11 protein-coding genes are annotated in these 12,691 nt (G+C 39.1%); 3 read left to right on the top strand and 8 right to left on the bottom strand.

Going from position 1 to position 12,691, the window contains the following annotated elements; all coding sequences use genetic code 11:
* Nucleotides 1-20: 20 nt before the first annotated feature.
* From I6F45_RS00615 to I6F45_RS00590, 6 genes are all read right to left on the bottom strand, one after another.
* Nucleotides 21-854 (bottom strand): UDP-2,3-diacylglucosamine diphosphatase, encoded by an 834-nt coding sequence (locus I6F45_RS00615; RefSeq protein WP_165741799.1) that lies wholly within the window; start codon nt 852-854, stop codon nt 21-23.
* 361 nt (nt 855-1,215) lie between these two features.
* Entirely contained in the window at nt 1,216-2,940 is a 1,725-nt protein-coding gene (locus I6F45_RS00610) for a proline--tRNA ligase (RefSeq protein WP_165741928.1), read from the bottom strand.
* Nucleotides 2,941-3,029: 89 nt separating this feature from the next.
* A complete protein-coding gene (gene tsaA, locus I6F45_RS00605) occupies nt 3,030-3,734 on the bottom strand; it encodes a tRNA (N6-threonylcarbamoyladenosine(37)-N6)-methyltransferase TrmO (RefSeq protein ID WP_165741930.1) in 705 nt (234 codons plus the stop codon).
* A 413-nt stretch (nt 3,735-4,147) separates the two neighbouring features.
* A complete protein-coding gene (locus I6F45_RS00600; RefSeq protein WP_007586810.1) occupies nt 4,148-4,717 on the bottom strand; it encodes an outer membrane beta-barrel protein in 570 nt (189 codons plus the stop codon).
* Between the two features lie 259 nt (nt 4,718-4,976).
* The gene (locus I6F45_RS00595; protein ID WP_007586808.1) at nt 4,977-5,441 is read right to left on the bottom strand and encodes an acyl-CoA thioesterase; all 465 of its coding nucleotides are present in this window, start codon (nt 5,439-5,441) and stop codon (nt 4,977-4,979) included.
* Between the two features lie 132 nt (nt 5,442-5,573).
* Complete coding sequence (locus I6F45_RS00590; RefSeq protein WP_165741278.1) at nt 5,574-7,220, bottom strand: electron transfer flavoprotein-ubiquinone oxidoreductase; 1,647 nt, start codon at nt 7,218-7,220, stop codon at nt 5,574-5,576.
* Nucleotides 7,221-7,441: 221 nt separating this feature from the next.
* Here I6F45_RS00590 and I6F45_RS00585 point away from each other — a divergent pair, with 221 nt between their 5' ends.
* Entirely contained in the window at nt 7,442-8,191 is a 750-nt protein-coding gene (locus I6F45_RS00585; protein WP_165728683.1) for an electron transfer flavoprotein subunit beta/FixA family protein, read from the top strand.
* On the top strand, nt 8,192-9,118 hold the full coding sequence (locus I6F45_RS00580) for an electron transfer flavoprotein subunit alpha/FixB family protein (RefSeq protein ID WP_024589219.1): 927 nt from the start codon (nt 8,192-8,194) through the stop codon (nt 9,116-9,118).
* Between the two features lie 140 nt (nt 9,119-9,258).
* Here I6F45_RS00580 and asnS read toward each other — a convergent pair whose 3' ends face one another.
* A complete protein-coding gene (gene asnS / locus I6F45_RS00575) occupies nt 9,259-10,656 on the bottom strand; it encodes an asparagine--tRNA ligase (protein ID WP_024612616.1) in 1,398 nt (465 codons plus the stop codon).
* A gap of 297 nt (nt 10,657-10,953) precedes the next feature.
* On the opposite strand from asnS, the gene I6F45_RS00570 reads away from it, so the two are divergent.
* Nucleotides 10,954-11,388 (top strand): AAA family ATPase, encoded by a 435-nt coding sequence (locus I6F45_RS00570; protein WP_166419606.1) that lies wholly within the window; start codon nt 10,954-10,956, stop codon nt 11,386-11,388.
* A gap of 218 nt (nt 11,389-11,606) precedes the next feature.
* Here I6F45_RS00570 and I6F45_RS00565 read toward each other — a convergent pair whose 3' ends face one another.
* Entirely contained in the window at nt 11,607-12,671 is a 1,065-nt protein-coding gene (locus tag I6F45_RS00565; protein WP_165728680.1) for an HD domain-containing phosphohydrolase, read from the bottom strand.
* Nucleotides 12,672-12,691: the final 20 nt, after the last annotated feature.

Genomic DNA, 12,691 nt, shown 5'->3' with positions numbered 1-12,691 from the left:
ATTAGATGAGAATCAGCTGCTTATGCAGCTGATTTTTTTGGTTTAGCATCCGTTGATATATTTAACCTTGTTATGTCGGCGCTATCGAGTACGGTTTGTGTGTCTGACCAATGTAGTAATTCAATTTTTCCATCTTGCTGCTCTACCAGCGCCGTACAACTCTCAATCCAGTCTCCATCGTTACAATACATAATTCCGTCATCTACTTTTATTTTGGGATGATGAATGTGTCCACAAATAATACCGTCTACGTTTTGCTTTTTAGCTTCATGAATTGCGGCATCTTCGAAGGCTTTAATTGCTTCACGTGCTTTGTGTACGCGAGCTTTTATCCATGATGCAAGCGAGTAGTAATTACCACCAAATAGCTTTCGAATACGATTGGTCCAGCGGTTTAAAAATAATAAAAAGTCGTACCCTGCATCACCTGCGATACTAATAAGTTTGTTATAGCGTGTCGCGGAATCAAAGTCATCACCGTGTACGAGTAAAAAACGTTTATTAGCTTTAGTGGTGTGAATAAATTGCTGGTGGATTTCAATACCAAATAACGTTTGATTTATATAGTTTCTAAACGTTTCGTCATGATTACCGGGAATATAAATGACGCGTGTACCGCTAGCTGCTTTTTTTTGTATAGAGTTTAATACTTGATAATGCGAAGGGTGCCAATAAAACTGACGTTTCATTGACCATAAATCAATAATATCACCCACTAAATAAAGTGTGTCGGATTCTACCGAGTTTAAAAAATCGAGTAAGTAATCTGCTTTACAGTCTTTGTAACCTAAATGAACATCAGATATCCAAATAGCAGGGTAGTGTTGCTTCTTAGTGTTTGCGCCATTACTCATTTTCATTCCCTAAAGTATCGAGTGTAATAGTTAAATAACCTGAACTCTGGTTAAGAGATTTACTAAGGTATTGAATCATGGTGATATTTAAATTTATTTTCTCTAGCCAGAGATTTTCAGTGAAAACAAGGCGAATTTACGCGTCAATAGCGAGCCTATTGCAAGTAAATTCAACGCAGTTAGCGCTGAAAATAGCTGCTCGAGATAGATTTATTATCCAGAGTTCAGGTTAAATACTTTAGGGAATAAAAATGACAATTATACGACAGTAATACTAAAGCTAAATGACACATGTAAAATTTAGATATAAAAAAACCGCTTTTAAAAAGCGGTTTTAAAATTACTTATAAGTATTTTTAGCTTAACCTTTAACGGCTGCTTTAATTGCATCAATTGCTGTATCGATATCAATCATTAGCTTTTCACCTGTACGGCGGTTTTTAAGCTCAATTTTGTTTTCGTCAAGGTTACGCTCACCAATTACTAGCGTAAATGGCACACCAATGAGTTCCATATCGTTAAACATAACACCAGGGCGCTCTTTACGGTCATCAAATAACACATCAAGACCTGCATCTTTTAAACCTTGGTAAAGGTTATTTGCAATATCAGGAATACGATGCGATTTGTGCATGTTCATTGGAACAATTGCTAAATCGAATGGCGCGATTGATTTTGGCCAAATGATCCCGTATTGATCGTTGTTCTGCTCAATAGCAGCAGCAACAATACGTGAAACACCAATACCGTAACAACCCATAGTCATGGTTTGGTTTTTACCACCTTCGTTTAATACACCCGCTTTCATCGCTTCTGAGTATTTAGTGCCAAGTTGAAAAATATGACCTACTTCAATACCACGTTTAATTTGTAAAACGCCTTGGCCACATGGGCTCATATCGCCTTCAACAATATTACGAATATCAGCAACTTCGTAATCAGTTACGTCACGATCCCAGTTAATACCGCTGTAATGCTCGTCGTCTTTATTTGCACCGGCAACAAAATCAGCAAGTATGTTAGCTGCTCTATCAACAATAATAGGCATTGATAAGCCGACAGGACCTAATGAGCCAGGTTTTGCGCCAATAGCAGCAACAATATCTGCCTCTGTTGCCATTTCAAGCGGAGAGTCTACTAATGGGTGCTTTTCAGCTTTTAGTTCATTTAATTCGTGATCGCCACGCAGTACTAAAGCTACTAAACCGCGTACTTCGTTTTCATCAGGCGTACCATAAACAATTAACGTTTTAACACCGCGATGTGGCTTAACACCGTAGTGTTTTTTAAGCTCGTTAATCGTTTTAGCGTCAGGAGTTGGAAACGCTTTAAGCTCTTTTGATGCTTCAGGGCGAGGCTCGCTTGGTGCCAGTGCTTCTGCTTTTTCAATATTAGCGGCGTAATCACTGCCATCACTAAACGCGATTGCATCTTCGCCCGACTCAGCAAGTACATGAAACTCGTGCGATACGCTACCACCAATAGAGCCTGTATCGGCTATAACAGGGCGGTAATCAAGGCCTAAACGCTCAAAAATATTACAATATGCTTTGTGCATCGCTTGATAAGTCGCATCTAAACACTCTTCACTTAAGTGAAAAGAGTAGGCATCTTTCATTGTAAACTCACGAGCACGCATTACACCAAAGCGAGGACGACGTTCGTCGCGTACTTTAGTTTGTACTTGGTATAAAGTAACTGGTAATTGCTTGTAGCTGCTTATTTCTTTACGTACGAAATCAGTTATTACTTCTTCGTGTGTTGGGCCAAGTGCAAACGTACGGTTATGACGGTCTGTAAAGCGCATAAGCTCAGGACCAAATTCATTCCAACGGCCAGACTCTTCCCACAAATCAGCAGGTTGAATAACAGGCATTAGCATTTCAATTGCACCCGCTTTGTCCATCTCTTCACGTACAATGTTTTCTACTTTACGTAGCACGCGTAAACCAGAGGGTAACCAAGTGTATAAACCCGAAGCGACGCGACGGATCATACCGGCTCTAAGCATTAACTGATGCGATACGATTTCAGCATCTGATGGCGTTTCTTTAAGTGTTGCGAGTATATATTGGCTTGTACGCATGTTTTTTCCGAAATAGAGTAATTATATTCTTTTAATAGAGCTTAAGTTTACCAGCGGATGCTTTTACACTAAAGCGCTAAGTGAGTTATTTAGTTTTTTTCTATGCTTGTTACTAAGTTATGTGCATCATTAACCTGCCAGCGAATATTAAAGTCATAGAGAGTCATCCCGTAGCTTTGCATTTCTTCTTTTTGTTTTTTATAAGCAGGGCGAGGATCTTGTTTTAAAACATTGGCTATAAAATCATGTAAGTCTGGGTATTGTGTTTGGGCATTAACAAACTCAATTGCCTGAGGGCTAAATTCAACCGTCATTTGTGTTTCAGGGCGCGTGTCAGCAAAGCCAGCACTTGCATCCGGCATAGAGTCTGAATACGGCAAATACGGTTTTATGTCAATAATCGGTGTGCCATCAAGTAAATCAATGCCAGCGAGTAATAAGCTAAGTTGTCCGTTTTTATATTCAATACCTTCAAGTTTTACGGCGCTCATTCCAATTGCGTTTGGTCTGAATGTAGCACGGGTCGCAAATACACCTTTTCGCTCATTGCCACCCAAACGAGGCGGGCGCACCATAGCAGAATAACCTTTATCAGCTGTTCCATGAAAACGAAATAACAACCAAATATGAGTAAATTCATCTAAACCACGTACAAACTCTTCGCGATTAAAATCGGGGGCAAATATAAGCTTTGCTTTAGCTTGTGGCACTAAACGTGGTTGCCTAGGTATAGCAAACTTTTGTTTATAAGGAGATTGAATGTGGCCAATAGCCGAAATGGTGTAATCGCTCATAGTACTCGGGTACAAATAAAATAGAGCGCTATTCTACCCGCATTTAGCATTTATGGCATTAATGTAAGCAAGTTTATTGCGTATACCAATTTTATTAAAAATATGATTATTCTACTGCATTAAATAGCGCACTTACTTTGTTAAAAATTATTCTTAGTTGACTGTATGGATGCAGGAGGTAGAACAATGCAGGGAGCAATTAGTGATAACAACTATATATTATAATTTTGCCTTGTTATTGCGCTATTTTCTTAGTGCTATAATAGAACACCTATTTAATGCACTTGGCATTATAGAGCAAACGGTTTAAAGTTTTTTATTAGACTGATTGGTTTATATTAATATATTTAAAAAGAGCCTAAAACAAAAAAGGTAAGCCCTTGGGCTTACCTTTTATACATGCTAAAGACTAATTAAAACATGTATTGAACTGATACAGACGCTACATCCATATCTGGGTCAATATCGTCATCAAGTTTATAGCGTTCGTACTCTAAACGAAACTGTACATTTGTTGTAAGCGCGTATTCAATACCAGCGCCGTAAAATGCATCACCACCATCTGTAGACGCTGATACGCCACCTACTGGTAAATCTTGTGTGTAATCTGCATCCCATTCAAGCCAACCGCCTTTTGCATACACAGAAAAGCTTTCTGTTATAGGGTAGCCCAAACGTGCGGCAAGCGATACGCCATCAATTTCAGCTTTGCTGTCTATATCACTTACTTCATCAAAGTTTTGATAAGCAAGCTCTAAGCTTAAGTACTCGTTAAATTGTGCACCAACGTAACCCTTAAGCATTTGTGCATCGTCGTCAAAGTCAGTGTCGTTGTCACTGTCTTCAAATTCAAAAGAATATTGACCGTAACCGATACCAGTATAAATACGTGGAGAATCGAAATCAGAAATGTCAGCGTGTGCTGCAGAGTTAAAACCCAGTGTTGCTAGTGCAATAGCTGAAAGAGAAAGTGTTTTAATCATTGAATAGCTCCTTTACAAAAAATAATCAAATGCTTGATTTCATTAATCAAACTTCAATTATCTACTTGCAGCGAGCGTGCCAATATTAAAATGAATTAAAAACACGCCTTAATTAATTCTTTTGTATTGGTTTTTACGGTGTTTAGCGTGTTTTATAATCAAAGTGAACTTTTGTGTAATTGAGTACTCTAAAATAAGTTGTATCTTTTACAAAGTATAATGAGTTTTTTACATAGCCTGACTTTATTTAAACTAGTAATTACACTGTATGAAGCAAGTTTTCTGTTTCAATTGCTATTTCTTTCATTTTTATAGCGTAATTTTCTAATTTAATATCTTCTTCTGTTACAGCTTTAAACGAAGGCACTTCTATTGGGTAGCCCGTTTCATCCATAGCAATAAAGCTGATAACACAATGATTTGTTTCAACCATATTTTGTGTTTTTGGATCGCCACAACGCACTTGTATAAATATTTGCATACTACTTCTACCCGTATGGGCAATTTTAGCTTCTACTTCGACTATTTGACCTACTAGAATTGGGCGTCTAAATTTAACACCCGCAACTGAAACCGTTACGCAGTAGTGACCACTCCAACCCGCAGCACATGCATAGCCTGCTTGGTCAATCCATTTCATGACGGCCCCACCATGAACTTTACCACCAAAATTAACATCGGTAGGCTCTGCTAAAAAACGAAAAACAACTTTTGACGACGGCATAGATAACACTCTTATTATTAAAACTACTATTAGCATAACGTAAAAAAGGGGCCGAAGCCCCTGCAATTTAGGATATGTTTATAATTTATATGTAAAAAAAGTGATTATATGTGTATATAACGCATAATTTAGTTACATATTAGGGTAGTTTGGCCCACCAGCACCTTCTGGGGTTACCCAAGTAATGTTTTGGCTTGGGTCTTTAATATCGCAGGTTTTACAGTGCACACAGTTTTGGGCGTTAATAACAAACTCTTTATTGCCTCCTATTTCTTGTACTTCGTAAACGCCTGCTGGGCAATAACGTTGTGCGGGTTCATCAAATTTAACTAGGTTTACGTTAATAGGAATTGACGCATCTTTGAGCTTTAAATGACAAGGCTGTGATTCTTCGTGGTTAGTATTTGATAAAAACACACTTGAGAGTTTATCAAAGCTAAGGTGTCCATCTGGCTTTGGGTACGCTATTTTGTCAGCGGCGTTAGCATCAACAAGGGTTGAATGATCGGGCGTATTATCTTTAAACGTAAAGGGTAAACCACCATTAAAAATGTTTTGATCAAGCGTGTTATACGCACCCCCTATAAACTTACCGAGTTTGTGCATTGCAGGGCCAAAGTTACGAGATTGATATAACTCTTTATATGCCCACGATTTCTCAAACGCAGTTTGATAATGAGTTAAATCGGTATTTGCCAACTCATTTTGCAATGCTTCAAAAATAACCTCAGCGGCAATCATTCCCGATTTCATTGCAGTGTGATTACCTTTGATTTTTGCAAAGTTAAGTGTGCCTGCATCACAACCAACAATTAAGCCACCCGCAAAATGCATTTTTGGTAATGAATGCAAGCCACCTTTAGCAATAGCACGTGCGCCGTAAGCAATACGTTCGCCACCTTCTAGTACGTCTTTAAATACTGGATGGTGCTTCATTCGCTGAAACTCATCGAACGGGCTTAAATGTGGGTTCGAGTAATTTAAATCAATAATCAATCCAACAACAACTTGGTTGTTTTCACTGTGATACATAAATGCACCACCATTAGTATCGCCGCTAAGTGGCCAACCTGTACCATGAACAACTTTGCCAAGCTCATGCTTACTTTCATCAATTTGCCAAATTTCTTTAAAGCCTAAACCGTAATGCTGCGGCGATGAATCTGCATCAAGTGCAAACTCATTAATTAGCTGCTTACCTAAATGACCTCGGCAGCCTTCTGCAAATATGGTGTATTTTGCACGAAGCTCCATACCTGGCATGTAACCGTCTTTTTCATTACCGTCTTTGTCGACACCCATATCGCCAGTAATAATCCCTTTTACTGCTTTATCTTCAATTATTAAAGAGTGAGCACTAAATCCTGGAAAAATCTCTACGCCTAAGCTTTCAGCTTGCTCTGCTAGCCATCGACATACATTACCCATAGATACAATGTAGTTACCATCATTATGAAATGTTTTTGGCGTAGCAAAGTGGGGGATTGATGTCGCTTTTTGCTCGTTATTAAACCAATAAATTTCATCGTTGGTTACTTTGGTTGTAACCGGTGCGCCAAGCTCCTGCCAATTTGGTAGCAGTTCATCCAAAGCTTTGGTTTCAAAAACAGCACCAGAGAGTACATGTGCACCCACTTCAGAACCTTTTTCGACTACGCAAATCATGCACTCTTGTTGTTTTTCTTGTGCTAGTTGCGCGAGTTTAATTGCACTTGAAAGCCCCGCAGGGCCAGCGCCAACAATTACTACATCAAATTCCATGGTTTCACGTTCGACCATAATAACCTCTTTATCTATGACGGACTTATTCGAATGTTTACTACGCATTTAAATAAGGTGTACAGCCTATTTTTAACCTTGCAAATTAAACGTTACAGACTGTGAATAGTTAAAGGTTATTTTAGGTTGACGTTTACGTCAACAGGAAGTAGTCTAATTTCATAAAATAAATAAGTTGACGTGCACGTTACCTTGTAGGTTTAAATAATTATGGAGTTCCTATGAAAGTTCTCGTACCAATAAAAAGAGTGATTGATTACAACGTAAAAGCACGCGTTAAAAGTGATAACAGCGACGTTGATTTAACTAACGTAAAAATGGCAATGAATCCGTTTTGTGAAATTGCCATAGAAGAAGCCATTCGCCTTAAAGAAGCTGGTACAGCCAGTGAAGTTATAGCTGTTACTATTGGTCCTAAAGCATCGCAAGAGCAATTACGCACAGCATTAGCACTGGGTGCCGACAAAGCCATTCACATCGAAACCGATGAAAAGCTCGAGTCACTCCATATTGCAAAGCTCTTGGCTAAAATTGTTGAGCAAGAGTCTCCTGAACTTATAATTTTAGGTAAACAGTCAATCGATTCAGATAATAATCAAACAGGTCAAATGCTTGCTGCGCTTACTAATCGTGGGCAGGGTACATTTGCATCCAAGGTTGTTATTGAAAATGGCAAAGTAAACGTGACCCGCGAAGTTGATGGGGGCCTGCAAACGGTAGCACTTAATTTACCGGCGGTTGTTACAACTGATTTACGCTTAAACGAGCCTCGTTACGCATCACTGCCAAATATTATGAAAGCCAAACGTAAGCCGCTTGAAGTAATAGCAGCTGATTCGCTTGGTGTTGATTTAACACCGCGTATTCAATTAATAAGTGTAGAAGAGCCAGCTAAACGTACCGCAGGAATTATTGTTGAAGACGTTGCACAGCTTGTAGAAAAATTAAAAACAGAGGCAAAGGTGATTTAAATGAAAACACTCGTAATTGCAGAGCACGACAACGGTGCCTTAAAACCAGAAACCTCAAAAACGATTAACGCTGCAGTAAAAATAGGTTTTCCTGTTGATGTGCTTATTGCAGGGAACAGCCTAAGCGCAATGAGCTCACAAGTGGCCAGCATTGATGGCGTAGCTAATGTTTTAGTTGCCGATAATAGTGTTTATGAACATCAGTTAGCTGAGAGCATGACCGATTTAGTTTTATCGCTTAGCGACACCTACAGCCACATTGTTGCAAGTGCAACGACAACAGGCAAAAACTTTATGCCACGTGTTGCTGCGTTATTAGATGTTGCGCAAATTTCTGAAATTATCGCAGTAGTGGACGCCGATACATTTAAACGTCCAATTTATGCAGGTAATGCAATCGCCACGGTTAAATCACTCGACAGTAAAAAAGTAATTACCGTACGTGCCAGTAGCTTTGATTTACAAGGTGAGCAATCAGCTGCTGCTATAACAAGCATTGATACAGTGTCTGATTCGCAATTAAGTAGCTTTGTAAGTGTTGAACAAACAGAGTCTGAACGACCTGAACTTACGGCTGCCACTGTGGTTATATCGGGTGGTCGCGGTATGCAAAACGGTGAAAACTTTGCACTACTTAATGGTATTGCCGACAAATTGGGAGCAGCCATTGGTGCGTCGCGCGCAGCAGTTGACGCAGGCTTTGTACCTAACGATATGCAAGTAGGGCAAACAGGTAAAATTGTAGCGCCTAATTTATACATTGCAGTAGGGATTAGCGGTGCTATTCAGCATTTAGCCGGTATGAAAGACTCAAAAGTAATTGTCGCGATTAATAAAGACCCTGACGCACCTATTTTTCAAGTTGCAGATTACGGGTTAGTGGCTGACTTATTTGAAGTACTGCCACAGCTCGAAAGTGCTTTATAGCGCTTAATTAAGCAAAATTTATTCTGGTTGAAAGCCGTGGTGCTCTTTGAGTGCTGCGGCTTTTTTATTCGGTAAATCAAAGACACAAAAAAACCAGCCAATTGGCTGGTTTTTAGTATTTATAAACGGCTAACTTAGTATTAGTAAGTTGCGCTGCCTTTAGTACGAGGGAAGGCAATAACGTCACGTACGTTGCCCATACCTGTTACATAAGCAACTAAGCGTTCAAAGCCTAAACCAAAGCCTGAGTGCGGCACGCTACCGTATTTACGTAGATCGCGGTACCAGCTGTAATCTTCTTTGTTTAAGCCCATTTCTTCTAAGCGTGCATCAAGTACATCAAGGCGTTCTTCACGTTGTGAACCACCAATGATCTCACCAATACCTGGTGCTACAATGTCCATTGCGGCAACGGTCTTACCGTCTTCGTTTTGGCGCATGTAGAATGCTTTAATGTCACGTGGGTAGTTTTTAATAACTACCGGTGCTTTAAAGTGCTCTTCAGCTAAGTAACGCTCGTGCTCAGACTGTAAATCTACACCCCATTCAACAGCGTACTCAAACTTTTTACCACAGTTTTTAAGGATCTCTACTGCTTCAGTGTAATTTACCTGCGCGAAGTCTTTTTCTACAAATTCTTCTAAACGCGTAATTGCGGTTTTTTCTACACGTTGTGCAAAAAATTCCATGTCATCACGGCGCTCTTCAAGTACGGCTTTAAACACATACTTAAGCATATTTTCAGCAAGTTTTGCGATGTCTTCTAAATCAGCAAACGCAACTTCAGGCTCTACCATCCAAAATTCTGCAAGGTGGCGTGATGTATTTGAATTTTCTGCACGGAATGTTGGGCCAAACGTGTAAATTTTTGACATTGCAGACGCGTAAGTTTCGCCATTTAACTGGCCAGATACAGTAAGGAATGCTTCTTTACCGAAGAAATCTTCGCTGTAATCAACTTCGCCTTTGTCTGTAAGCGGTAAGTTTTGCATATCAAGCGTTGATACACGGAACATTTCGCCAGCGCCTTCACAGTCACTTGCCGTAATAATTGGCGTGCTGATCCAGTAAAAGCCTTGCTCGTGGTAAAAACGGTGAATAGCTTGTGCTAAACAGTTACGTACACGAGTTACCGCGCCAATCATATTTGTACGAGGGCGAAGGTGAGCGTGCTCACGTAAGTACTCAATGCTATGGCGCTTTGCCGACATTGGGTAAGAATCTGGGTTTTCTACCCAACCTAATACAGTCACAGTATTAGCTTGAATTTCGAAAGACTGACCTTGGCCAGCAGATTGCACTAAAACACCAGTAACCGACACAGAACAACCGGCTGTTAAGCTAGTAACTTCATCATAATTATTCAGTGAATTAGGAACTACCGCTTGAATAGGATCAAAACACGAACCGTCATGAACGGCTAAAAATGAAATTCCTGCTTTTGAATCGCGGCGAGTACGGATCCAGCCCTTAATTGTTACTTGGCTGTCTACCGCAACATTGCCTTTTAATAGCTCTGAAATCGCTAAATGGCTCATCTTCACTCCAATGATATAAGTTGCCTAACTATTTTATTTTAACTGTGCGCAGCACTGTGGCATAAATTGCACATAAACGGCGCTGCACTTGAACCCTGTATCTTACCTAGTAAAGTTGAATAAAAAAACTATTGTGGGCAACTCTTTAAAAGTTTTTATGCATGCGGTTTATTTTTAAACAGTTTTTAGCGTTTAATTGCCACTATTGTTATTTGTTACTCTTAAATTTAATGATTTTGTGGCATTATTAACACACAAATTAAATTAATATTTATTCACACTTAAAAAATCGATGCTATGAAACAAGTTTTTATTTTACGAGGACTACCAGGAAGTGGTAAGTCTTATTATGCGCAAAGCCTTGCTGACGAATTAGGTGGAGTTGACGAAAGCCAATACCTAATCTGCTCAACTGATGATTACTTTATTAACGAGCAGGGCGAATATCATTTCGATAAATTTAAATTGTCGCAATTTCATAATTTAAACTTAGCGCGTTTTATAAATGCACTTGCTCAAAATATGCCATTGGTAATTGTAGATAATACCAATATTAAAAAGTGGGAATTTATAGCGTACTCGCAAGCCGCTATTGCTTTAGGCTATCAAGTAAAAGAAGTGATAGTGGGTGAAGTGAAAGACAAATCAATGCAGCACTTATATGCTAAACGTAACTCGCATAATGTCCCGCTTAAAACAATAAGTAAAATGGCCTACATGTTTGAGTGGTAGTGCTGAATTTTAGACAGCACGTCTAAATTATTTTGAGTTATAGTATTTAAATGAGCAGTGATTTTATCATTGCTCCAATCTCACCAAGATATATCTAGCAGCGTATTTATTGTTTTATCGTCAAATATAAAAACCTACTTGAGGAAAACCTTCCATTGGTGAAGGATTATTGGGGTTTGGTCCGTTCATTGGGTTTTCTCTAATTAATTATGGACGTGTTACTTTTCAGCATACTTTTGTTTAATTGCTAAAATTTCTTCTTGAACTGCAAAAAAAGCATCCACTACTGCGGGGTCAAAGTGCTTCCCACTACCTTCTTTAATAATGGCAAATGTTTTTTCTTGTGAGAATGATTTTTTATAAGGACGCTTTGACGAGAGAGCATCAAATACATCAGCAATAGCAACTACGCGTGCTGCAATTGGAATTTCACTACCTTTTAAGCCATCAGGATAACCAGAGCCGTCCCACTTTTCATGATGTGAGCGTGCAATAATTTCACCGAGTTTAATAACCTCAGAATCAGAACCCGAAAGTATGCTAGCGCCTACAACGGTGTGCTGTTTCATTATTTCCCATTCTGCAGCATCTAATTGTCCTGCTTTTAGCAAAATATGGTCAGGTGTAGAAATCTTTCCGAGATCGTGCATCGACGCTGAAAATAAAATATTTTCAACTGTTCCCTCATCTAACCCTACACTGCGTGCAACGGCCTCAGAATACAAACTCATGCGTTGAATGTGCGCACCCGTTTCTTCATCTTTGTATTCAGCAGCTTTGGTTAGTCTATTAATTGTTTCTAGTGATGCGGCTTTAATGCTTAGCATTGCTTGCTTTAATGATTCAGTTCTTTGAGCAACTTCAGCTTCTAATTGTTTCTGATAATTTGTTCTTAAATCGTTATAGTCTTTAATCTTAAGAAGGGACTTAACGCGCGATAATAGCTCGTTTTTATCTACAGGCTTTGTAATAAAATCATCGCAACCAGCATCAATCCCTTTAACTCGCTCTTTTGTCTCTCTTAAAGCAGTAATAAGGACGATAGGTAATAGCTTTAATAGGGCGTCTTCTCTAACACGGCGTGTTACTTCAAAACCGTTCATACCGGGCATCATTATATCAAGTAAAATAAGGTCTACAGGTTGTTGTGCTAAGATATCTAATGCTTGTTGCCCGCCAGTCGCTGTTACTGTTTTATATCCCTTGGGTTCAAGATAAGCTTGCATGAGTTCAATATTTTGAAGGTTGTCATCTACAACCAAAATTAAAGGGCTATCTTTCATTAACTGTTCCTGTGTATCAA

It is taken from the genome of Pseudoalteromonas sp. SWYJZ19 (assembly GCF_015864375.1).
GTDB classification, from domain to species: domain Bacteria; phylum Pseudomonadota; class Gammaproteobacteria; order Enterobacterales; family Alteromonadaceae; genus Pseudoalteromonas; species Pseudoalteromonas arctica.
Note: the sequence above shows the minus strand (reverse complement) of the source record. Positions and strands in the feature narration are given on the sequence as shown.